Here is a 22,033-nt window from a genome sequence, read left to right on the forward strand (position 1 = left end):
CTTTTATGAACGACTTGCAGCTTTTTGAGACATTTATTAAAAAATAGTAATCTTTCTATGATGTTTTTGATCTTGAATAATGAGTGATTATTTAGTAAGCTGTGATGCATTTAAGTTGCACATTAACTCCTGAAGTTGTCCTTTCTCCTTTGTCATTTGTTGGTTGTAACCTATGACTAAATAACTACTGACCAATGACAATGTTGGTATAGAAATGCAACATCTAGCTGCGTTAGCTGAGTAGCATTTAAAATCTAACAGTTATTAGCTGTATGTTACAGATTTAAATCAGTGAACAGTTATCAGTGACAACGGTAATTGGTAACTGATAACTGTAGAAGAGAGGGGCTGTTAACCAAGGCAAAAATTGACAAATGATAACTGTTGAACTTTACTACTAAACAACTTTCCAGGTTCTCATTTTCGTTTCGTGGAAGCTTTGGCAGCTTTGGCAGCTTTTTTAGCAGCTTTTTCAGCTTCTATTGCAGCTAATTTTGCTTGTTCTTTTTCTTCGGCAATTTTCTGGAGATAGTAATGATAATCTCCTAAATAAACGCGGAATTCCCCATCCCGAATTTCGACAATTTTGTTGGCTACCTGAGAGATAAAGTAGCGATCGTGGGATACGACAATTGCCGTGCCATCATAATTTTGCAGCGCTTCTTCCAACATTTCTTTCGCTGGAATATCTAGGTGATTTGTCGGCTCATCCAAGATTAATAAGTTCGCAGGACGTAAAAGCATTTTTGCCAATGCCAAACGAGCTTTTTCTCCTCCACTTAATGCCCCGACTGCCTTAAATACTGTGTCACCAGTGAATAAAAACCGTCCTAAAAGTGTGCGGACTTCTTCATTTTTCCAATCGGGAACTTCATCATGGATTGTTTCCATGACAGTTCTTTTTAAGTCCAAAGCTTCAGCTTGATTTTGCTCAAAGTAACCAGGAATAACATTATGATCGCCTAATTGGACAACACCTTCTGTGGGTGGTTCCATACCCATAATTATGCGTAGAAGTGTAGATTTCCCAGCACCATTGGGACCGAGAAAAGCAATGCGATCGCCTCTTTCAATTAAGAGATTCGCTGCCAAAAACAAAATCTTATCATCATAGATATGAGTTAACTCTTTAATATTTACTACCTCACGTCCGCTGCGGGGTGCGGGAGGAAAGCGGAAGTGTAGAGTTCTGACTCCAGCTATAGGTGCTTCGATACGCTCAATTTTTTCCAGTTGCTTTTCCCGGCTTTTTGCCTGGGTACTGCGGGTAGCACTGGCGCGAAATCTATCAACAAAAACTTGCTGTTTTTCTAACTCTTTTTGCTGGCGTTCGTAAGCACTCAGTTGTGCTGATTGATTTTCAGCTTTCTGTTGCAAATATGCGGAATAATTACCAAGGTAAGTGGCAGAAACACCGCGTTCAGTTTCCACAACTTGGGTGCAGAGACGGTCAAGAAATTCCCGGTCATGGGAAACTATGACCATCGGAGTAATTAGCCCTTTGAGGTAAGTTTCTAACCACTCAATGGTTTCTAAATCCAAATGGTTAGTCGGTTCATCCAGCAGTAACAAGTCGGGTTTTTGCAGGAGGATTTTACCCAAACTCATCCGCATTTGCCAACCGCCACTAAAGGCACTGACAAGGCGATCGCCATCTTCTACCCCAAATCCCATTTCTGGTAGGATTTTCCCAATGCGTGCGTCTAAACCATAGCCATCCAAAGCTTCAAATTGGCGCTGCAAACGATCCAATTTGTTGATTAGCCGATCCAGTTCGTCTGGATCAGCCGCTTCCATGTCACGTTGTACCTGCGTTAGAGATAGCTGTACTTCGTTGGCTTCTTTAAAAACTGTCCAAAATTCTTCTCTAACGGTGCGGGTGGGGTCTACTTCAAACTCTTGGTTGAGGTAAGCTATGTGTAAACTCGAAGGACGAATGATTTCGCCCGCTGTGGGTTCAATTTCCCCAGTGATGATTTTGAGTTGGGTGGACTTTCCAGCACCGTTGACACCGACTAAGCCAATGCGATCGCCTGGTTTAACTTCCCAGTTGATATCTTTGAGAACTTCGCCTGTAGGATAAATTTTACTGATATGTTCGAGTCGCAGCATTAAGTTTCTCTCAGGTAGGGAGTGGGTGATTGAGGACGAAGTACTAATACCGCTTCCAATATTAACAAAAATTAACTATAAATTCGCCACTGGAAAGTTCTGGAACTGCAAATCAAATTTGGCTTGATTGAGGTATTAAGGGACTTCCATAAAATAAATTATCCCAATTTCGCCGAATCAACACGACTATTCCTCCCCCATGCTCCCTGCTCCCTGGTTACTGAGCGCACTTGTGCTGAGTGTAGCCGAAGTAGTCGAAGTATGCTCCCCTGCCTTAATGCAACGGAATATTTTTTTATTTGGAAGTCCGTAAAAGGATATTTGAAAAGTCCTCTTTTCAGTACTAACACGTTCTATATCCCCCTAAATCCCCCTTAAAAAGGGGGACTAGGGGGGAGCTAAAAGTGCCTAAAATGACACCAAAAAACTTTTCAAACAACCTCTAACTAGCAACTTGCCTTATTACTTTCATTCTTGTTTGGATTACTCTGGGTCAAAGTCAAACCAGTCCTCTTCTGTAGGCTTAAATTCGTCGTTAACCTTGCCTATCTTTGTTGGATTTGGATCTTTCATTTGGTCCTGCTGTAGGTCAGTCCTTTCACCGTTCTCTACCTTTGGCGGCTCCAACAAAACAAGGTTATGCGTTCTTGTGCCGATTTTCTTAAACAGTTCAGGTAAGTCAACATATATTGGGTATATACTCCTAGCGGTTTCCAAGAACAGGCGCTTCTTCTTCTGATCTGAAACAGTACGCCAGAGCGTAGAGGAAAGGAAAGGGTTATTTAATGACTTAACATTTAATGGCGTTGACATATTACGAATGAAGGAAAAAGCTCTAGCGATCCCTTCTTCATATGACCAGGGTTCGCAAAACCAAGGCAATGCCTCTGTCAAATCTGTCTCTTCCTTCAAAATTGCTCTTGGGTTACTACTTATTGGTTCAAGATTATCGCTTAAAAATGAGGCGCGGATAAATCGAATATCAGCGCCATTCATTGGCGGAGTCATCTCCTTCTCCTCTTTGACTTCTCCTTTTTCATTCTGAGTCTTTCTCTTTAAAGCATCCCAAGAAAATTCTTCTGTGCCCCAACCCTCTTTTCCTTGAAATTCTTTTAAAATTTCTAATTGACTGGCATACAGGGAGTTAGTCAGAACTTTGTATTTTTTATCATGATAAATTTTTAGCTTGCTCTCACCATTGCCATTGTTAAGGTACTGTAAGATTGCTGAATCTCCGATCGCATCAGAAATGCTCAGATGTAACACTATATTTTTACCTTTAGGATCAAGTATCGGAGGATTACCCTGTTTAAGAAAGGGTATTGTATCCGTAACAATAGTGAATTCCTCCTTTTCTAAGTCTTCTACAGCTTCTTTGACAGTTGCGTATTTGTCTAATATGTACTGCGCCCAACCTGAAACTGCTAAACGTGGTTTTTCATTTTTAGGGTCATCGTTGTCGCCGTAGTAAGCCTCTGGTAGAAAAAGCAAATTGGCAACTAAGCCTTCCTCGTTCATCCCATCAGTTGTAGCCTTGCCATAATTACACACAACAACGCTGGCATACCGAGATTCCCATTTTAGTGGTTTGTCCTTACTGTTTTTGTTAGCACCTAGCCGTTCCTTTCCTGAAGGTGATGCCCATAGACTTAAGGACATATTTGGATCGGACCAATCCATCGAACGCACAGTAATGAATGAATTATCCTCAAAGGCATAGATTGCACGGGTACAACCGAGTAATAGTAGTGGTATTAATCCAACGTGCAAATCATTCATCAAATGACTCAATGCTTGATGAATATTAAAGGATTCTTCTGTGAGATTCCACGCTAATAGCGCAGCAATGCCAACAAATAGAGATGGTATAACCAATGATAAAGTTCTACAGTTAAATTTCATAGGTTTGTCTATTTACTATTGTGTCAATTATTTTCGATCTGTTTGGTTTCAAAATCAGTAAATCCGCTCCTATACTCAGGAGTGACCCCTCTTCAAATAAGCCAAATAGTAGAAGAGTTGACGCACAAAAACGACAAAAAAATACCTGCAAAGAAGGCATAACTTTTGTATTTATGTTTACTGAAAAAGTAGTAATAACTACTAATTCAGTATTTATCATAAATCCCTGGGAGGGTCAACTTATTTACAATTTATTAACCTGCTAATATACGGTTTCCATTTAAAGCCAATACACTGGTAGGGGCACAACAATGTCATTAGACCGAAAACTTCTGCGATACCTGGGTTGGGCGTAGCGATCGCTGTGCGATCATTGGTGTCAACTTAAGCTCAAACGTTTGTGCCACATACGCATTACCCCACCCCGGTTTTGTCTAAAGCCAAAACCGGGGTGGGGTAACGCGGTGAGTAATGCTAAGTGAATGGACTCAATATCACGTCTTGACAAGGGTTTCACGTTAAGTTGACACCTATCCTCTGTGATAGATACCTACACACCTGATTGTTTATAGAAAAACTCTACTTTTTTATACGCTTTGTGAAGAAACCGTTCAGAAATATAACATAACTAAAACTGATAAATTATACAAAAAGCTAAGGATCGCTCTCGTACCAGAACATAGTTCTGGTGCTATCTACGCAACTAAATTTACTAGCAAATTATTGAAATAGACGGTAAAAAATACTGTGTGTCTTCATAATTTTTACCAATTAGGAATTTTGATTTGCTGTTCATCCGTTACTTTCTTTTTCTGAACCGTCTCGCACTTCTAGCAACCGCTCTTTTGCTATTCCTAATATCCGTGAAAGTGGTGCTAATAAACTATCATCAAATGCTTCTCCAGTATAAATATTATTCAGTTCAGTGGGGGATACTTTAAAAGTATCGCAGAATTTAGCAAACTCCTGGTTACTCAGGTCAAGTTCCTTTTGGCGATCGCGAAGTAAAAGAGCGATCGCTCTAGTTCCATATTTTGGACGTTCACTACTTTTGATATATCTTTGAATTAAATAATTGACTTTATTCGTGTCGCCACCCATTTTTTTGATTAAATCAGTACAAGCTTGTTTAAGTGCCTTTTTAAATACTTCTTCATCATTCAAAAAACTAATTATTTCGCTAGCATATTCTTGTTTAAAAAATCCAACTAAATTGCCTTGATGGTAAATTGGTATATAAGCATTGTTCGTTTCAACTTGCCAGTCTAAAGGCTCATTGCGTAGTGACATAGATACCCCTTTAAATCATTTAAGATTTCACCATTTTAAAACCATTTTTTATTACCTGCCAGTGGTTAGATTTTGGTAAAATCAATATAGTAATCTGGTTTTATTTCTGTCTCTTGATGTGCTGGTTACAAAAATTAACAAACTTATCTAGACTTTCAGGTGTCGCTACTACCATTTTCGATTGGCGATCGCCTGAAGTGTTTTTGACAATTTTTATGTTATGAATTAATCAAGAAAAATGGTAGTAATTATCCTTCCCAGTCTTGACGAGTATCGCACAGAAAATTGTCTGCGATCGCATCATCAAATAAATAGGGGCAATACTCTGGAAAAGTTCGTAATGGTAAGTTAGTTTCTCGTAGCGCCAAATCGACTCCTGCTTCAAAGCCATCTAACAAGGCTTCTTCTATTCGAGACTTTAAGCTAGGGTTCTGTCGCAAATGCCTGTGGATGGCACGACGCTGTTCTCGAATTGTTAAAAACCAACTGCGAGAGCGTTCTTCGGGTTGATATTCCCACTTCAAGAAATAACCGAGTAATACACTCAAACGACTCACAAGTTCCCGATACTCCTGTCTGCCCAAAGCTTGAATTTCCTCTTGCAGGTGTGGCCAGTCTAGTTCCATAACTAGCCTCTGCTCTAACGCTTTAGCCTGCTGCTGTGTCCAGCCATAGAAATCTTCGTCATACAAACAAGGTTTGTCCATATCCATATAGATGAATCTTGACAGCAAGAAACCACAAGCTAGTTTGATCAGATTTTGCCTTAAATCGTCGTTAAAAAACTTAATTACGAATTACGAATTACGAATTACGAATTACGAATTACGAATTACGAATTATTTTAATATTCAACTGGCCTTTGCTTCATCCTCTGACGCTTCCGCCACAGCCGCGAACCTATCCGCCGCAGCCTGAACGATTTGAGCCACTTGGCTAAGAGGCATATGCTGTATTTGTCTAAGAATTAAACTCAAATCAGAGCTTTCTTGTATTGGCTTGCCATCCAAACAACTAAGTAACTCTTGGAGTGTGTAACCCGCTCTCGCTGCGATTTTTGCCAAATATTCAGTATCTGGCACATTCACACCCTTTTCCCACAACTGAACAGCAGTAGCAGAAACTCCCAAAAGCTTGCCGAAAGCTCGCTGGCTCATGGAACCGCGAGCTAGTTTGATGATTTCAATCAGTTTTTCTCTGCTTTCGATGTTCACTGCTTGTGTAGCTAGTCAACTGCATTTATTAGTTTAGTGAGAAAGTTTAAAATTTTAATTTTATATTGACAACTTTAGTTGTTGATGATAATTTAAATGAAGATTGTAAATAAGCAACGTTCATTTCAATTATAGACTATAGACGCTGCTACGTTATTTGGCATTGTTGCCAATCACATAAAAGGTGCATCATGTTTTCTCAGCAACGCCAGATAAAAAAATATCGCCGCAAAGGTCGAAATTTCATAGCCGCTAATAAAATTAAACCAGAACAATGGCACATTTCAAACAGTGAAGCAAAAGAAGCTCTCAAAACCAAAGGCTATAAAATTAAGCAAATCAAGAAAATCCACTGTCTCAAGCATCAGGTGTGTATTTCTTACTGGGATGCGGCAGGTAACATCTGTAGTAGCTTTTTCAGCTACCGAATTTTTGGGCGTTGGCAACAAGAAGTAGAAAAGTTAATTTATACCTGCCAAACCCTGAAGGAATGGACAAAGGTAAATTACGTTATGAAACACGAACTTGCCTATTACAACTATCCCAGTAAAATTGAAGATGCACTTCGGGCTGCATTAGAAAACCGCTTGCACGTGTTAAAAGTAACGTTAGAACAAGCGGTTTATCAGAATTTTTACTAATAAAAATTAATTAACGCTAGCAGTTGCCAATTCAGCTAGACGTTCCTGTTGGTCTTGGGAGATGCAAGATTGGATAATAGTCTCCAAATCACCTTCCAAGACAGGGTTAAGAGAATAGTTTTGACCTAAACGGTGGTCGGTAACGCGGTTGTCTTTATAATTGTAGGTGCGAATTTTTTCCGATCGCGATCCTGTACCAACTTGCGATCGCCGCATGGAAGTTACAGCTTCTTGTTGTTCGCTTAACTTGATGTCATACAACTTCGCCCGCAGAATTTGCATCGCCCGTTCTTTGTTTTGCAACTGGCTGCGTTCTTCTGTACAGAAAATCCGAATTCCCGTTGGTTTGTGCATCAAGTCAACGGCTGTTTCCACCTTGTTGACGTTTTGTCCACCAGCACCGCCAGAACGAGCCGTGGTCATTTCAATATCTTTCGGGTCAATGTGAATTTCCACATCATCCACCTCTGGCATAATTGCCACTGTGGCAGTGGAAGTATGAACCCGTCCGCCTGCTTCTGTCAGGGGCACCCGCTGCACGCGATGCACTCCAGCTTCAAACTTTAACTGGCTGTAAACATCATCACCTTTAATTTCTAGAATGACCTCTTTCCAGCCACCCATTTCTCCCAGAGATTCGCTCACTAGAGAAACTTTCCAACCTTGAGTTTGGGCGTAGCGAGTGTACATCCGCATCAAATCGCCAGCCCAAATACTGGCTTCATCGCCACCTGTGCCAGCGCGAATTTCCAACATGATATTCTTTTCATCATTGGGGTCGCGTGGTAGCAGTAAGACTTTCAACCGAGACTCTAAATATTCTATTTTTTCCTCAAGTTCATCTACTTCCAGTGCTGCCATTTCTTGCAACTCTGGATCACTGGCAGATTCTTTGTAAACTTGACGCGCTCCTGTCAAGTCTTCTTGGGCAGTTTTCCAAATTTCATAAGTATTAACTACCTCTTCTAAAGAAGAACGAGACTTAGCAATTTCTTGATATTCATCAGGATTGCTAGCGGTATCAGGGTCGCCAAGACGACGCGTTAATTCATTAAAGGTTTGTTCAACGGATTTTAGTTTGTCCAGTAAGTATGATTCAGCCATGACGAGTGCGATCGCTCCTTAAAAAAAATAACAAATTGGCTCGAGCATATAAATGACAATCGACCCCGAAAAATGCAGGGTCGTCGTTAACAGCAGAGCCAACCCGCTACTTTTTCTTTTTGGTGCCGGTGCTTTGTTCGCTGGACATACCGTATTTGCGGAGGAAACGTTCAACTCGACCCTCAGTATCAATAATCTTCTGAGTGCCTGTGTAAAACGGGTGATTTCCAGACCAAACATCTACGTGCAATTCTGGCTTGGTAGAGCCAACAGTCATCACAACTTGACCGTTACAGTAGACTTTAGCGTCTGGATACCACTTGGGATGAATATCAGATTTAGCCATTGTTCCTTTTGTGGTGAATCTATAAGAATTATAACTTTTAGGATGGAATCGGAGCTAGGGATTAGGGACTGGGGACTGGGGACTAGGGACTGGGAAAGAGATAAAAAACTGACTTATCTTTTCTAATACCCAATTCCCAGTACCCAATCCCCAGTACCCAGTACCCAATCACTAACGCTTAGAGTACTGAGGCGCTTTCCGGGCTTTGTGTAAACCATATTTTTTCCGTTCCTTTGCCCGAGGATCGCGAGTGAGATAACCTTCGGTTTTCAAAGGTGGGCGGTTGTCTGGGTCTAGTTGGCACAAAGCACGAGCAACTCCCAATCGAACAGAATCAGCCTGTCCGGTCAAGCCGCCGCCTTCTGCTTTTACCAAAATGTCATATTCGTTTTCTAGTCCCAAAGTTTCCAAGGGTGCTTTGATGACTCCCAGGTAGTTGGCATTGAATTGGAAATACAAGTTTCCATCTTTACCGTTTACAGTCAATTGACCAGTACCTGGAACCAGGCGTACTCTTGCTACTGCGGACTTCCGACGGCCAGTACCCCAGTACACAGCGCGGCCGCTATTGGTGTCTACTGCTACCATTAATTTTCTTCTCCAGGAATTGTATTAATTTTTAGTTCTTTGGGTTTTTGAGCTTCGTGGGGATGAGTTGGCCCAGCGTAAACTTTCAGCTTGGTGAATAACTGCTTACCCAGGCTATTTTTGGGTAGCATACCTTTGACAGCGTGTTCTAAAATGCGTTCTGGTAGGCGCTGTTGCAACTTAGCAAAGGTTTCCGTTTTCATCCCACCGGGACGCCCAGAATGGCGACGGTACAATTTTTGAGTGCGCTTTTTGCCTGTGACTGCTACTTTCTCGGCATTGATAACGATCACGAAGTCACCCGTATCTAGGTGGGGTGTAAATTCGGGTTTGTTTTTGCCTCTGAGGACTTGAGCAATTTCACTGGCGAGGCGTCCGAGGCGTTTGTCGGTAGCGTCTACTATGTACCACTCACGCTCAATGGATGCCTCAGGAGGAAGGTATGTTTTAACTATTGTCATTTGTAATTTGTCCTTTGCCCTTTGTAATTTGTCATTTGTCCTTTGTTGTTCACTAATGACCAATGACTATTGTACAGACGCGATTAATCGCGTCTCTACTAATGACTAATGACCAACTTTGGCAGGCTGTCGTACCAAATCTCCTTCGGGAAGGGAAAATCTGGATAGCCGACTCGCAACAAGCATAAACCTTGAGCTGGTGCGGCGTGTTTGACTTCTTGGCGGCGTTGTTCTTTCCAGAGTTCGGTGAAGTTGGAAAGTGTACGTTCTCCAGAACCCACTTGTACCAACATCCCTACCAACAGCCGTACCATGCCATACAAAAATCCATCTGCCTGTATTTCAATATGGATAAATGGCCCACTGCGACGACACTCTGCTGCTTGTACCTCTACCCAGGAATGCGATCGCTTTGAGCCTGCACGGTGAAAAGCAGCTAAGTGATGCTTTCCCAAGAGAGGTTTGAGGGCAGCTTCGATTAATGATTCATCCAGGGGTGCATAATAATAATGCCAACTGAAGGGTTTCACGAACAAGTTAAGTCGATCTTCAGTGTATATTGTGTAGCGATACCGCCGATAGGCTGCGCTAAAGCGAGCGTGCCAACGGCAGTCTACACCAGCTGAAGCCCTGATTAATATATCTGGTGGCAGATAGCTATTGAGGACTGTTGCCCACTTGTGAGCCGGAATTAAACCTGTTGCTTCAAAATGGGCGACTTGAGCAGCAGCGTGGACTCCGGAGTCAGTTCGCCCGGCGCCGTGTAATGTCACATGATGTCCAAGAATAGTGGCGATCGCTTTTTCGATTTCTTCTTGGACTGTACGCTGGTTTTTTTGCCGTTGCCAGCCATGAAAATGAGTGCCCAGGTATTGGATTACCAAGGCTACTCGATGAGTTTGTGTAGGCTGGTGGCTTTCTAACATACAGATTTTGTTCTTTGTCATTTGTCCTTTGTCATTTGTCTTTTGCAAATGACTAATGACCAATGACCAATGACTTAAACCAATTCGATGATTGCCATCTCGGCACGATCGCCCCGGCGGGGTACGGTATGCAGGATACGGGTATAACCGCCCTGACGATTACCATAGCGAGTGGGAGCTTGTTCAAACAGAGCGTGAACTAGGGCTTTGTCGAAGATGTAGCCAAGGGCTTCCCGACGTGCAGCCAAGGAGCCGTTTTTAGCTAGGGTAATCATCTTATCTACTTCACTTCGCACAACTTTAGCGCGAATTAAAGTGGTGGTGATTTTACCATGACGGATCAGCTCAGTGGTGAGCGATCGCAATAAAGCGCGGCGCTGGTCTGCTGGTTTACTAAGTTGTTTGACGCGACAACGGTGACGCATAATTAAGCACTTATGAACTACAAACGGTTTTCACATCATGTCCACTTAATCACTTATCAAAAAAACTCTCCGTATTTACGTGTGTGCTTCAATGATAAGTAACCAACCAGACTCGATATCACTTAAGGATGTTTAGAGCCTCTTTCTTGGGGCAAGGTGATGCCCAAGCGTCGCTGCAAAGCTTCTACGACCTCTTCTGCTGACTTTTGACCAAAGTTTTTAATTTCTAGCAGATCTTCTTGGGTATAATCCAACAAGTCGGCCACCGAGTTAACTTGTGCCCGTTTGAGACAGTTATATGCCCGTACAGAAAGTTGCAACTCTTCGATGGGAATCTGAGCAGTTGGGTCTTCTGAAATTTCCGAACCTGTATCCGTTGGTTCTAGGGAAATATCTTTCAACGGGTTGAATAAATCTACCAAGATTCCAGCAGCAGAGGATAGTGCTTCTTGGGGAGAGATACTGCCATTGGTCCAAACTTCCAACAGTAGTCGGTCTTTTGGTATTAAGCCTTCCCCACGAGATTCTTCAACACTATAGTTAACTTTTCGCACCGGCATAAATATTGAGTCGATTTGCAGAAAGTCCAATGATGTGGCTTCCTCACGTCCTCGCTCTACGGTGCGATAACCTTTACCTTTCTCGATCCGAAATTCCATTTCCAGCTTTCCACCTTCGGCGATGGTGGCTACATACTGGGTCGGATCGATGACTTCTACTTCACTGGGCAAATCAAAATGCGCCGCAGTAATTGTTGCTGGCCCGTTGACGAGTAATCTGCCAATTTGGGGTTGCGAGGAATAGTTTTTCAGGATAACTTCCTTCATTTTCATGAGGATTTCCAGCACGTCTTCCCGCACGCCCGGAACTGTAGCAAATTCATGTGAAACGCCTGCAATCCGGACTGCTGTAACTGCCGTACCCTCTAGATTGGACAGTAAAACCCGCCGCAGCGCGTTGCCAACAGTTGTTCCTTGGCCGCGCTCTAGAGGTTCCAAAACAAACTTACTGTAATGGTTGCGGCTTTCTTCAGTATTAGACTCTACACATTCAATTTGAAACTGCGCCACGGATTAGCCTCCCTTTTTTAAGGTGCTGCTTGCAGACAAATCAATTGCCTCCCGAATTGAGTGTCAATTTTTGATTTTTGATTTTTGATTTTTGATTGTGCTTTTTCGGTTAATTTCCCCCCTGTTATGGGCGGAACAAATCTCAAAGATCCTCGATGTGCTTGGCTACGCTATCATCAACTTAAAATCCACGAAGCCGCCACCTTTGTTCAGGATTAATCTCAAATCGCAAATCTCAAATCTCAAATTGATTGATACTATTTTGGGTTGACGGAAGTTAAACAGCTTTTCCTGTGGGAAAATCTGACGCACTTCTAGTCGTCCAACCCGTCCAAAGTTTCAGCCTTGATTTAATGCAGTTTCGACACTAGACGCCCAAGGGGTGATTGCAAGTGACTTGACTTGACATTGGCCATAACTTATCGTCCTTACTGCCCAAGTTTTGATGATTAAACTCGACGGCGCTTGGGTGGACGGCAACCATTGTGAGGAATCGGGGTAATATCCCGAATGAGTGTAATTTCCAGTCCTGCTCCTTGAAGTGCCCGGATAGCCGTTTCTCTACCTGCTCCTGGGCCACTGACCATTACCTCGATTTGGCGCATTCCTTGATCGATCGCTCGACGGGCTGCACTTTCAGCGGCGGTTTGCGCTGCAAAGGGAGTTCCCTTTTTTGCTCCCTTAAAGCCGCTAGAACCAGCGCTAGCCCAGGAGATAACATCTCCATTTTGATCGGTAATGGTGACAATGCTATTGTTGAAAGTAGACTGGATGTAGGCCATCCCATTGGGGACGTTCCGTTTCTGCTTTTTGCTCCCGGATTTTTTAGTTGGTTGTCTCGCCATACTTGTTTAGTTGATTTAAGGTAAAACTTGCTCTGTTTGGCAAGCATTGTCAAATTATTTATTTACCTGGTGCTTTCTTCTTACCAGCCACTGTCTGCCTTCTGCCTCGACGGGTTCGAGCGTTGGTGCGAGTTCTCTGTCCTCTGACTGGCAAGCCCATGCGATGACGACGCCCTCTGTAGGTACCAATGTCAACTAAGCGCTTGATGTTCATCGACTCCCAACGCCGTAAGTCTCCTTCGACTTCATAGTTGGTTTCTATTTCTGCTCGCAGCTTAGCTACATCGGCGTCACTCAACTCTTTAACGCGGGTGTCTGGGTTCACACCTGTAGTCGCTAGAATTTCTTGCGATCGCGATAAACCTATTCCATAAATGTAAGTTAGACCAATCTCAACGCGCTTATCGCGTGGAAGGTCTACTCCGGCAATACGTGCCACAATGAACTCTCCCTATTGTTGTCGCAATTACTGGCAGTTAAAAAACGTGATGAATCGCGTCTTTTCGTTTTAATTAATGATACGCGTGTTGCAACACTACTCTGTTGATTCAGAGCCTTATCCTTGACGTTGCTTGTGCTTGGGGTTGACGCAAATCACCATAACGCGACCACGACGTTTGATCACATTACATTTTTCACAGATTTTCTTGACTGAGGCTCTGACTTTCATGCCTTTTCTACTTTGACTCCAAATATTAAATTATAGCATTTTTTGGGAAATTATTCAGCTAAGTTGACTAGGAAACAGTCAAAAAGATGGTTTTATGGTAAACTTCTCTACATATACTTACTTCTTTCTCAGTCGGTAGGTGATTCTGCCTTTAGTCAAGTCGTAGGGAGTTAGCTCTACCTTGACGCGATCGCCAGGCAAAATCTTGATATAATTACGGCGAATCTTGCCAGAAATGTGTGCTAGCACGTTAAAGCCATTGTCCAAGTCAACGCGAAACATCGCATTGGGCAAAGACTCTGTAACCGTGCCTTCCATTTCAATCAAATCTTGCTTAGACAATTTGTTTTTTCCTCAACTCAACAATCTCCTGTTCTTGTACAGCACTTCATCTGCAAAAGAACACACTTTGAGAAATATATCAACACTTTCTTAATATATTTTAGCTAAAATTGTTCAACTTCCTGAGTTGATAGGGAGTGGGGAGTGGGGAGTAGGGAGTGGTGAATTCTGTATTCCCTACTCCCTACTCCCTATTCCCTACTCACCCTGCTTTTTAAGCAATTATCTTTTGCAGTTCATCAGTGACTTCTTCTTGGGACTGGTTGCCATTGACTGTTAGGAGTTTTTGGCGATCGCGGTAATAATCAATTAAAGGTGCAGTTTCAGCGCGGTAAACTTCTAAACGACGACGAATCACTTCTTCGTTATCATCTTTTCGTCCTCGTGCAAGTAAACGCACTACTACCACATCATCTGGGACTTCGAGACTGACTACTCTTTCACCAGACTGGTCTAGCTGTTCGAGTAATTCCTCAAGAAAAACTGCTTGCTTGACAGTCCGAGGAAAACCATCGAGAATCCAACCATGCTTGGCATCTAACTGACTCAGCCGTTCCTGTACCATTTCCTGTACTAGAATGTCTGGCACTAGTTCCCCTTTATCCATATAACTTTGAGCTTTAATGCCCAAACGGGTTTGCTTGGATAATGCTTCGCGCAATATATCACCCGTAGAAACATGGGGAACTTGCCGATGGTCAGCTAATGTCTTAGCTTGTGTTCCTTTACCAGCTCCAGGCGGTCCCAAGAAGATTAGTCGCGTCACTATTGTTTCACCATTCCTTCATAGCGCTGAGAGATAACGTAAGTTTGGATTTGTCTTGCCGTATCTATCGCCACACCAACTAAAATTAACAAAGAGGTAGCACCCAGTCCCTTAAATGTGGGTACTCCTAAAGCACTTTCCACGCCGGTTGGGATAATAGCAACTAAGCCCAAAAAGACAGCACCCAAAAAAGTGAGTCTATTTGACACCCGTTCGATATACTCGCTAGTTGCCTTGCCAGGACGAATACCAGGAATACTGGAACCCATTTTCTTCAAGTTTTGTGCTACATCTACTGGGTTGAGAATCAACGAAGAATAGAAGTAGCTGAAGAAAACGATGGAAATCATGTAGACTAGGGCATAAAGCCAAGAACCAGAACCGCTGGGACTCAGATAAGTGTTAACTATATTGGCCAATTCAGCATTTTTGGTGAAATTGGCGATTAACAATGGCAAACTGAGGATAGCAGCAGCAAAAATAATTGGCATGACGCCGCCTTGATTGAGGCGCAAAGGTAGGAAACTACGCTGCTCTGCCAAAACTCGCCGACCTACTTGCCGACGAGCCGAAATAATTGGGATGCGACGCATTCCTTCCTGCACAACCACAATACCAACAATTGTTGCCAGGAATACTAAGATTAACACGATCACGCGGCCTACTGTTTCCCGACCGCCCACTTGCACCAAATCGATGGTATCGCCTAAAGCTTTAGGTAATGACGCGACAATGTTGACAAAAATCAACAAGGATGCACCATTACCAATGCCGCGTTCTGTAATCAGTTCTGATGCCCACATGACGAACATGGAACCAGCAGTGAGGGCGATCGCAGTTTCAGCGACAAATAGTGGTCCTGGTGTTAAGGCAAACTGCTGGAGGAATAATGCCGAAAAAGCGGTACTTTGAACAATTGCCCAACCTACAGTAACGTAGCGGGTAATTTGCGAGATTTTCCGCCGGCCAGCTTCCCCTTCATTTTTCTGTAAATTTTCTAAAGATGGAATCGCAGCGGTGAGCAATTGGATGATAATGGACGCATTAATAAAGGGCAAAATCCCTAAAGCAAAGACTCCCAAAGTTGAAAGTCCCCGCCCAGAGAATATATCCAATAAACCGAATATGGAATTATTACCCGATATGGCGTCGTGAAACCGCCCTCTATCAATCCCTGGTACTGGCAAGAAGATACCAAGACGAACCAAAATTAAAATACCGACAGTGACAAGCAGCCTACCTCTCAGCCCGGCTGCTTGTGCCATCTGCATAAAAGTTTCTTGAGCCGTTGGGGCTTTATCTCGACTGATCATAGAGTGCTACCTTTATAGTGAACCAGGCGCTGGCAGCGAGTTGGCTTGCATTTAAGTGCCCTATTCCGGTTCACTCATAAGACTTCACAACTCCCACCAGCTGCTTCAATTTTGCTACGAGCTGTACCTGTGAAAGCTGCCGCTTTGACGTTGAGCGGAACGCTCAATTCCCCGTTACCCAAAATTTTCAATGGGCCTTTAGCACCAGTAATGATCCCTGCTGCTTCCAAGGAGGTCAAAGTTACTTCGGTATTAGCGGGAAGTGAGGCTAGCTTCTCTACATTAATCGTAGTGTAATTCTTCCGATTCACAACCGGAAAGCCCTTGAGTTTGGGTAAGCGGCGGTACAATGGCTGTTGACCACCTTCAAAACCTGGTCTAGTACCGCTACCAGAGCGAGATTTTTGACCCCGCATACCTAGACCAGCACTGGCACCTTGACCGGCAGAAATACCCCTACCTACACGCTTCTTGCGTTTCTTTGAGCCTTTTTGCGGCTTAACATCGTTGAGTCTCATAAGCTAAAAATGTCATTTGTCGTTGGTCTTATGTCATTTGTCATTTGTCGTTTGTCATTTGTCCTTTGTTATTCACTAATGACGATTGTACAGACGCGATTAATCGCGTCTCTACTGACTAATGACTAATTAGATGTAGAGATTTTGAATAGGAATACCGCGATCTTCGGCGACTTCAGAAAGGGTACGCAGTGTAGATAAGGCGTTGACTGCGGCTCTAGCATTGTTGAGTGGATTGTTGGAGCCAAGTTGCTTAGCTAGGACGTTGCGAACTCCTGCCAATTCCAATACAGTCCGCACAGCACCACCAGCAATTACCCCAGTACCGGGTGCGGCTGGGCGCATAATCACCTTTGCACCACCACCGACACCATCAATGGGATGGGGGATGGAGTTGGATTTGGTGATTGGGATATCAATGAGGTGTTTTTTGCCGTCGGCTACACCTTTTTTCACTGCTCCAATTACATCTGAGGCTTTGCCTACTCCTACACCAACTTGACCGCGTTCGTTACCAACGACGACGATCGCTCGGAAGCTCAGTTTTTTACCGCCTTTAACGACCTTACTCACGCGTCGGATTTGAATTACCCGCTCTTGCCAAGTGGTTTCTTCTTTTTTGGCACGCTTGGTTCTACTTTTACGCTCTGTTGCCATAATCAATGTTCTCTTAATGTCATTTGTCAGTTGTCATTTGTCAGTTGTCATTTGTCCTTTGTCATTTGTCCAATGACTAAATGACCAATGACTAATGACCAATGACTTTAGAAATCTAAACCAGCTTCGCGGGCTGCATCTGCTAGTGCTTTGACACGACCATGATATAGGTTGCCACCGCGATCGAAGACTACTTTAGTGATGCCCTTTTCTAGCGATCGCACTGCTATCAACTTACCAACTTGTACCGATGCGTCACGGTTAGCGCCTGAAGCTAAACTCGATTTCAACTCTGGTTCTATAGTTGATGCTGCCACTATGGTGTGATGCTGTGTATCATCAATTATCTGGGCATAAATATGCTCATTAGAACGAAATATTGCTAAACGCGGACGTTCTGGGGAGCCAATTACTTTGCCACGAACGCGTCGATGGCGACGCTGTTTTGATTCTCTACGAGTAAGTTTCATTTTTACTTCTTACCACTCTTACCAGTCTTACCAGCTTTACGTCTTACCACTTCACCGGCATAGCGAATACCTTTGCCTTTGTAAGGTTCTGGTGGGCGAACGGCACGAATTTTCGCTGCTGTGTTGCCGACAATTTCTTTGTCATAGCCACTGACGATGACGTTAGTGGTACCTTCTACTGCAAACTGAATTCCTTCTGGTGGTTCAATTTGCACCTGATGGCTGTAACCCATATTTAAAACTAGGTTACGTCCTTGAACTTGTGCCCGGTAACCAACACCTTGAATTTCCAGACGGCGTTGAAAACCTTGGGAGACTCCCTCAACCATGTTGGCAACTAAAGTGCGACTCAAGCCGTGCAATTGCCTGGAAGTACGGGTGTCATCTCGACGAGTTACTTGTAATATTTCTCCCTCTTGGGAGACGATAACGTTAGCGGGTAAATTGCGAGAAAGTTCTCCTTTGGGCCCTTTCACCACAACCTTAGTACCATCGATCGCCACTTGTACTTTGGCGGGAACAGTAATTGGACGTCTACCAATACGAGACATGACTTTTTGTCCTTTGTTATTTGTCCTTTGTTATTTGTCTTTTGTTATTTGCCCTTTGTTATTTGCCCTTTGTTATTTGTTATTTGTCTTTTGCTAATGACAAATGACCAATGACTAATGACCAATGACTAATGACCAATGACTAATGACAAATGACTAATGACTACCAAATGTAGCAAAGCACTTCGCCACCCAAGTTCTGACGCCGCGCTTCGCGGTCAGTCATAATGCCACTGGATGTGGAAATAATGGCGATGCCGATGCCACCTAGTACCCTTGGTAATTCTTTTCTATTGGAGTAAACACGCAAACCAGGCTTACTGACTCGCTTGAGAGCGGTGATCAGAGGCTGACGATTTTTACCCTTGTATTTCAAGGAAATCACCAGATTGCGTTTTACTTCATCTCCTGCCTCTTCAAATTCACCAATAAAACCTTCCTCCCGCAGCACTTTGGCAATACTACGGGTCATTTTTGTAGCTGGCACTTGTGTAGTTTGATGCCGTGCCAGGTTGGCATTGCGGATGCGCGTCAGCATATCTGCAATTGTGTCGTTAGCCGCCATCGTTCCCTCTATAGATGAACTTATTGATCGCGAAAGGGCATTCCTAATTCTTTAAGTAAGGCACGACCCTCTTCGTCGTTTTTTGCTGTGGTGATAATGGAAATATCCAAACCACGGACTTGATCGATGTTGTCGTACTCGACTTCTGGAAAAATTAGCTGTTCTCTGACACCCAGAGTATAGTTCCCGCGTCCGTCAAAGCTTTTAGGGCTGACGCCGCGAAAATCTCTAATTCTGGGTAGTGATAGGCTAACAAGTCTGTCAAGAAAGGCATACATTCTCTCGGCTCTCAGGGTTACCATAATACCGACAGGCATCCCTTGACGAATTTTAAAGCCAGCGATCGCTTTTTTCGCCCGCGTCACTACTGGTTTTTGACCAGTGATTAACGCAATTTCGTTGATAGAAGCTTCCAGCGCCTTCGCATTTTGAGCTGCTTCACCCAAACCCCGGTTAATAGTAATTTTTACCAACTTCGGTACTTGATGAACGTTGGTATATTCAAACTGCTGGGTCAGCTTGGGGACGATTGTCTCTTGATATAAGGTTTTGAGTCTTGTTGTCGCCATAGTTTTTTGTCCTGATGTCCCTGGGCTTGGTCAGGGAACCTTTAATTTTGGATTTTAGATTTTGGATTTGGGATTAAATTTAAAATCTAAAATCTCAAGTTGGCTAATTCTTGTTATTTATCAAGAATTTCACCAGTTTTCTTGAGCTTTCTGACTTTTTTGCCTTCTGACGTAAAGGTGTAACAAACACGACTAGCAACGTTTTGCTTGGTGGAATAAAGCATGACGTTGGAGCTATGAATGGGGAATTCTTGGGTGACAATTCGCCCTGATTCTCCTTCTTGCTGGGGTTTGACGTGCTTGGTTTTAATGTTGACACCTTTGACGACAACTTTACTCAGTTGGGGAAGTGCTTGGATAATTTCACCAACTTTTCCTTTGTCTTTACCAGCAATTACTTGTACGGTGTCGCCAGTTTTGACGTGCATTTTGTGGAATACTTTGGGCGTACCCTGTTTGCCTGCCATTACAGCACCTCCGGAGCCAGAGAAACAATTTTGGTAAAGTTTTTATCGCGGAGTTCCCGAGCAACTGGGCCAAAAACCCGTGTGCCTCTGGGATTACCGTCTTTGTTAATAATTACAGCCGCATTATCGTCAAAGCGAATACTCATACCGCTATCACGATTTACGGCTTTCCGAGTACGGACAATTACTGCTTCCACAACATCAGACTTCTTGACAGCCATATTGGGTGTAGCATCTTTAACAACAGCAATAATCTTGTCGCCAATAAAACCATAACGGCGGTTACCTCCGCCCAATACGCGGATGCACATTAGTTTTCGGGCACCGCTATTATCTGCGACATTTAAGTAAGTCTGGGGTTGAATCACGATTTTACTCCCTTGTAATGTTGTTAGAAAACTAACAACTATGAGGTTTAAGTAGGTTTGACGTTCAGGATTTCTGTGATTTTCCAGCGTTTAGTTTTACTCAGGGGTCTAGTTTCCTGAATCCGGACGCGATCGCCCACTTTACACTGATTTTCTTCGTCGTGAACTTTATAGCGCTGGGTGTTGACTACAATCTTGCCGTACTTGGGATGAGGAGCGCGGTTTTCTATAGCAACTACTACCGTTTTTTGCATTTTGTCGCTCACTACCAAGCCAACTCGTTCTTTGACTGCCATAATCTCCTACTCTTCTGCTTGCGGCGGTTGATTTGCTGCCCGTTTGCGTTCTCCCTCGACCGTCAGCAATTGTGCTAGGCGGTGCTTAGCATGTTTGAACTGGTGGGGCTTATCTAGCTGTCTTGTGGCTTTTTGCAAGCGCAACTGAAATAGTTGTCTTTTAACAGCGAGAATTTCATCAGAAATTTTCTCGTCACTTAATTCTCTTGCTTCTGAAATTTTGGGAAGAGGCATGACCTACTCCTGCTCCTGTGGTTGAGAGCGCACAATAAATTTGGTTTTTATTGGCAGCTTAAATGCAGCCAAACGCATAGCTTCACGGGCAATTTCTTCAGAAACGCCAGCGATTTCAAACATGATTCGACCTGGCTTGACTACAGCCACCCAAAACTCTGGCGAACCTTTACCAGAACCCATCCGGGTTTCAGCGGGACGCATGGTTACAGGTTTATCAGGGAAAATCCGAATCCAGATTTGTCCACCCCGACGAATATAACGAGTCATTGCTCGACGGGAAGCTTCTATTTGCCGGGAGGTAATCCAAGCAGGTTCTTGAGCTTGGAGTGCAAAATCACCGAAGTTAAGGGTACTGCCACGGCTGGCTAGTCCCTCCATCCGTCCGCGCTGTTGTTTGCGGAATTTAGTTCTTCTAGGACTTAACATGATTGGGTACTAGGGATTAGGGATTGGGGATTAGGGATTGGGGATTAGGGATTAGGGATTGAGAATTCTTACCCAGTCCCCAGTTCCCAGTCCCCAGTTCCCATTTACCCTTCATTTGAGCGGTCTTCAAATTGTTGGCGACGGCGTTGTTGTTGACGGCGACGGGGTTCACGTTCACGATCGCCACGATCGCGATCGCGTTCCCGAGCTGCGGGTGGTGGTGCAGTTTCTTCTTGTCCAGGGATAATTTCTCCCTTGAACACCCACACTTTGATACCCAAAATCCCGTAAACAGTTTTTGCTGTGCAATAGGAGTAATCAATGTCAGCCCGTAAGGTATGTAGAGGTACTCTACCCTCACGAGTCCACTCTGTCCGGGCAATTTCTGCACCGTTGAGCCGGCCGCTGACTTGAATTTTTATACCTTGGACACCAGCGCGTTGGGCACGCTGAATCGCTTGTCGGACTACCCGCCGAAAGGAAACACGGCGTTCCAGTTGTTGAGCAATGTATTCGGCAATCAGGTAGGCATCAGCATCAACTCGTTGCACTTCAACTACGTTAATGCGAATTTGGCGATTACTACCCAATAGTCCTTGGAGTCCAGTACGCAAGGATTCTATACCTTGTCCACCGCGACCCACTACTACCCCTGGTCTAGCTGTGCGTACTTCTAAGTCGATTTGATCGGCTTTGCGCTCAATCCGCACTTCGGAAATTCCGGCATTGTTTTGAGCGAGTCTGCCGAGCTTTTGTTCTATGTATGTACGGAGTTTGTAGTCTTCTTGTAAAAGTTCTGGATAGCGTTCCGGAACGGCAAACCAACGGGATTGATGTTCTTGTGTAATACCCAGACGAAAACCAACTGGATGAATTTTCTGTCCCACGAATACT

Annotated in this window: 31 protein-coding genes; 1 reads left to right on the forward strand and 30 read right to left on the reverse strand. The window is 43.7% G+C overall.

Annotated features, from left to right (window positions below):
- Nucleotides 1-417 precede the first annotated feature (417 nt).
- The 5 genes from IQ276_RS15415 to IQ276_RS15435 all read right to left on the reverse strand — a co-directional run bounded on the left by IQ276_RS15415 (nucleotide 418) and on the right by IQ276_RS15435 (nucleotide 6,518).
- On the reverse strand, nucleotides 418-2,112 hold the full coding sequence (locus IQ276_RS15415) for an ABC-F family ATP-binding cassette domain-containing protein (protein ID WP_193913656.1): 1,695 nt from the start codon (nucleotides 2,110-2,112) through the stop codon (nucleotides 418-420).
- A 483-nt stretch (nucleotides 2,113-2,595) separates the two neighbouring features.
- Nucleotides 2,596-4,014 carry a linear amide C-N hydrolase gene (locus IQ276_RS15420; RefSeq protein ID WP_235115698.1) on the reverse strand — a complete coding sequence of 473 codons (1,419 nt, stop codon included), beginning with the start codon at nucleotides 4,012-4,014 and terminating at the stop codon, nucleotides 2,596-2,598.
- Between the two features lie 792 nt (nucleotides 4,015-4,806).
- Nucleotides 4,807-5,304, reverse strand: coding sequence for a hypothetical protein (locus IQ276_RS15425; protein WP_193913653.1), 498 nt, complete (start codon nucleotides 5,302-5,304; stop codon nucleotides 4,807-4,809).
- Between the two features lie 248 nt (nucleotides 5,305-5,552).
- Nucleotides 5,553-6,011 (reverse strand): DUF29 domain-containing protein, encoded by a 459-nt coding sequence (locus IQ276_RS15430; protein ID WP_221706192.1) that lies wholly within the window; start codon nucleotides 6,009-6,011, stop codon nucleotides 5,553-5,555.
- Nucleotides 6,012-6,155: 144 nt separating this feature from the next.
- Nucleotides 6,156-6,518 carry a helix-turn-helix domain-containing protein gene (locus IQ276_RS15435; protein ID WP_193913649.1) on the reverse strand — a complete coding sequence of 121 codons (363 nt, stop codon included), beginning with the start codon at nucleotides 6,516-6,518 and terminating at the stop codon, nucleotides 6,156-6,158.
- A gap of 191 nt (nucleotides 6,519-6,709) precedes the next feature.
- Here IQ276_RS15435 and IQ276_RS15440 point away from each other — a divergent pair, with 191 nt between their 5' ends.
- The gene (locus IQ276_RS15440; protein ID WP_193913647.1) at nucleotides 6,710-7,159 is read left to right on the forward strand and encodes a hypothetical protein; all 450 of its coding nucleotides are present in this window, start codon (nucleotides 6,710-6,712) and stop codon (nucleotides 7,157-7,159) included.
- A gap of 6 nt (nucleotides 7,160-7,165) precedes the next feature.
- Here the strand turns inward: IQ276_RS15440 and prfA are convergent, their stop codons facing one another.
- From prfA to rpsC, 25 genes are all read right to left on the reverse strand, one after another.
- Nucleotides 7,166-8,263 carry a peptide chain release factor 1 gene (gene prfA / locus IQ276_RS15445; RefSeq protein ID WP_190883320.1) on the reverse strand — a complete coding sequence of 366 codons (1,098 nt, stop codon included), beginning with the start codon at nucleotides 8,261-8,263 and terminating at the stop codon, nucleotides 7,166-7,168.
- A gap of 106 nt (nucleotides 8,264-8,369) precedes the next feature.
- The gene (gene rpmE, locus IQ276_RS15450) at nucleotides 8,370-8,609 is read right to left on the reverse strand and encodes a 50S ribosomal protein L31 (protein ID WP_073641968.1); all 240 of its coding nucleotides are present in this window, start codon (nucleotides 8,607-8,609) and stop codon (nucleotides 8,370-8,372) included.
- 171 nt (nucleotides 8,610-8,780) lie between these two features.
- Nucleotides 8,781-9,197 (reverse strand): 30S ribosomal protein S9, encoded by a 417-nt coding sequence (rpsI, locus tag IQ276_RS15455; protein WP_073641967.1) that lies wholly within the window; start codon nucleotides 9,195-9,197, stop codon nucleotides 8,781-8,783.
- Nucleotides 9,197-9,652 carry a 50S ribosomal protein L13 gene (rplM, locus tag IQ276_RS15460; RefSeq protein ID WP_190883328.1) on the reverse strand — a complete coding sequence of 152 codons (456 nt, stop codon included), beginning with the start codon at nucleotides 9,650-9,652 and terminating at the stop codon, nucleotides 9,197-9,199. Before rplM ends, rpsI begins: the two co-directional genes overlap by 1 nt.
- Nucleotides 9,653-9,756: 104 nt before the next feature.
- Nucleotides 9,757-10,584: a tRNA pseudouridine(38-40) synthase TruA gene (gene truA, locus IQ276_RS15465; RefSeq protein WP_193913660.1), complete on the reverse strand. Its 828-nt coding sequence runs from the start codon at nucleotides 10,582-10,584 to the stop codon at nucleotides 9,757-9,759.
- A gap of 74 nt (nucleotides 10,585-10,658) precedes the next feature.
- The gene (gene rplQ, locus IQ276_RS15470) at nucleotides 10,659-11,009 is read right to left on the reverse strand and encodes a 50S ribosomal protein L17 (RefSeq protein WP_190883318.1); all 351 of its coding nucleotides are present in this window, start codon (nucleotides 11,007-11,009) and stop codon (nucleotides 10,659-10,661) included.
- A gap of 122 nt (nucleotides 11,010-11,131) precedes the next feature.
- Nucleotides 11,132-12,079, reverse strand: a complete 948-nt coding sequence (locus tag IQ276_RS15475) for a DNA-directed RNA polymerase subunit alpha (RefSeq protein ID WP_073641963.1) — start codon at nucleotides 12,077-12,079, stop codon at nucleotides 11,132-11,134.
- A gap of 449 nt (nucleotides 12,080-12,528) precedes the next feature.
- Complete coding sequence (gene rpsK / locus IQ276_RS15480) at nucleotides 12,529-12,924, reverse strand: 30S ribosomal protein S11 (RefSeq protein ID WP_010998331.1); 396 nt, start codon at nucleotides 12,922-12,924, stop codon at nucleotides 12,529-12,531.
- 58 nt (nucleotides 12,925-12,982) lie between these two features.
- Nucleotides 12,983-13,363, reverse strand: coding sequence for a 30S ribosomal protein S13 (gene rpsM, locus IQ276_RS15485; RefSeq protein WP_073641962.1), 381 nt, complete (start codon nucleotides 13,361-13,363; stop codon nucleotides 12,983-12,985).
- A gap of 117 nt (nucleotides 13,364-13,480) precedes the next feature.
- Nucleotides 13,481-13,594, reverse strand: coding sequence for a 50S ribosomal protein L36 (gene rpmJ, locus IQ276_RS15490; protein WP_015129703.1), 114 nt, complete (start codon nucleotides 13,592-13,594; stop codon nucleotides 13,481-13,483).
- A gap of 117 nt (nucleotides 13,595-13,711) precedes the next feature.
- Entirely contained in the window at nucleotides 13,712-13,936 is a 225-nt protein-coding gene (infA, locus tag IQ276_RS15495) for a translation initiation factor IF-1 (RefSeq protein ID WP_006276978.1), read from the reverse strand.
- Between the two features lie 214 nt (nucleotides 13,937-14,150).
- On the reverse strand, nucleotides 14,151-14,702 hold the full coding sequence (locus IQ276_RS15500; RefSeq protein ID WP_190883317.1) for an adenylate kinase: 552 nt from the start codon (nucleotides 14,700-14,702) through the stop codon (nucleotides 14,151-14,153).
- Nucleotides 14,702-16,015: a preprotein translocase subunit SecY gene (secY, locus tag IQ276_RS15505; protein WP_190883316.1), complete on the reverse strand. Its 1,314-nt coding sequence runs from the start codon at nucleotides 16,013-16,015 to the stop codon at nucleotides 14,702-14,704. Before secY ends, IQ276_RS15500 begins: the two co-directional genes overlap by 1 nt.
- A gap of 74 nt (nucleotides 16,016-16,089) precedes the next feature.
- Complete coding sequence (gene rplO, locus IQ276_RS15510; RefSeq protein ID WP_073641959.1) at nucleotides 16,090-16,533, reverse strand: 50S ribosomal protein L15; 444 nt, start codon at nucleotides 16,531-16,533, stop codon at nucleotides 16,090-16,092.
- A 129-nt stretch (nucleotides 16,534-16,662) separates the two neighbouring features.
- Nucleotides 16,663-17,190 (reverse strand): 30S ribosomal protein S5, encoded by a 528-nt coding sequence (gene rpsE / locus IQ276_RS15515; protein ID WP_012410709.1) that lies wholly within the window; start codon nucleotides 17,188-17,190, stop codon nucleotides 16,663-16,665.
- A gap of 107 nt (nucleotides 17,191-17,297) precedes the next feature.
- Nucleotides 17,298-17,660, reverse strand: coding sequence for a 50S ribosomal protein L18 (gene rplR / locus IQ276_RS15520; RefSeq protein WP_193913645.1), 363 nt, complete (start codon nucleotides 17,658-17,660; stop codon nucleotides 17,298-17,300).
- Nucleotides 17,661-17,662: 2 nt separating this feature from the next.
- A complete protein-coding gene (rplF, locus tag IQ276_RS15525) occupies nucleotides 17,663-18,211 on the reverse strand; it encodes a 50S ribosomal protein L6 (RefSeq protein WP_193913643.1) in 549 nt (182 codons plus the stop codon).
- A gap of 163 nt (nucleotides 18,212-18,374) precedes the next feature.
- Nucleotides 18,375-18,776, reverse strand: coding sequence for a 30S ribosomal protein S8 (rpsH, locus tag IQ276_RS15530; RefSeq protein WP_190883313.1), 402 nt, complete (start codon nucleotides 18,774-18,776; stop codon nucleotides 18,375-18,377).
- Nucleotides 18,777-18,796: 20 nt separating this feature from the next.
- Nucleotides 18,797-19,345 carry a 50S ribosomal protein L5 gene (gene rplE / locus IQ276_RS15535; protein ID WP_193913641.1) on the reverse strand — a complete coding sequence of 183 codons (549 nt, stop codon included), beginning with the start codon at nucleotides 19,343-19,345 and terminating at the stop codon, nucleotides 18,797-18,799.
- A 113-nt stretch (nucleotides 19,346-19,458) separates the two neighbouring features.
- Entirely contained in the window at nucleotides 19,459-19,812 is a 354-nt protein-coding gene (rplX, locus tag IQ276_RS15540; protein WP_190883311.1) for a 50S ribosomal protein L24, read from the reverse strand.
- A complete protein-coding gene (rplN, locus tag IQ276_RS15545; RefSeq protein ID WP_073641953.1) occupies nucleotides 19,812-20,180 on the reverse strand; it encodes a 50S ribosomal protein L14 in 369 nt (122 codons plus the stop codon). Before rplN ends, rplX begins: the two co-directional genes overlap by 1 nt.
- A gap of 47 nt (nucleotides 20,181-20,227) precedes the next feature.
- Nucleotides 20,228-20,476: a 30S ribosomal protein S17 gene (gene rpsQ, locus IQ276_RS15550; protein WP_073641952.1), complete on the reverse strand. Its 249-nt coding sequence runs from the start codon at nucleotides 20,474-20,476 to the stop codon at nucleotides 20,228-20,230.
- A gap of 6 nt (nucleotides 20,477-20,482) precedes the next feature.
- Nucleotides 20,483-20,710 (reverse strand): 50S ribosomal protein L29, encoded by a 228-nt coding sequence (gene rpmC / locus IQ276_RS15555; protein ID WP_190883310.1) that lies wholly within the window; start codon nucleotides 20,708-20,710, stop codon nucleotides 20,483-20,485.
- Between the two features lie 3 nt (nucleotides 20,711-20,713).
- The gene (gene rplP / locus IQ276_RS15560; RefSeq protein ID WP_190883309.1) at nucleotides 20,714-21,139 is read right to left on the reverse strand and encodes a 50S ribosomal protein L16; all 426 of its coding nucleotides are present in this window, start codon (nucleotides 21,137-21,139) and stop codon (nucleotides 20,714-20,716) included.
- A 104-nt stretch (nucleotides 21,140-21,243) separates the two neighbouring features.
- Nucleotides 21,244-22,026: a 30S ribosomal protein S3 gene (rpsC, locus tag IQ276_RS15565; RefSeq protein WP_190883308.1), complete on the reverse strand. Its 783-nt coding sequence runs from the start codon at nucleotides 22,024-22,026 to the stop codon at nucleotides 21,244-21,246.
- Nucleotides 22,027-22,033: the final 7 nt, after the last annotated feature.

Source organism: Desmonostoc muscorum LEGE 12446 (assembly GCF_015207005.2).
Classification (GTDB): Bacteria; Cyanobacteriota; Cyanobacteriia; order Cyanobacteriales; family Nostocaceae; genus Nostoc; species Nostoc muscorum.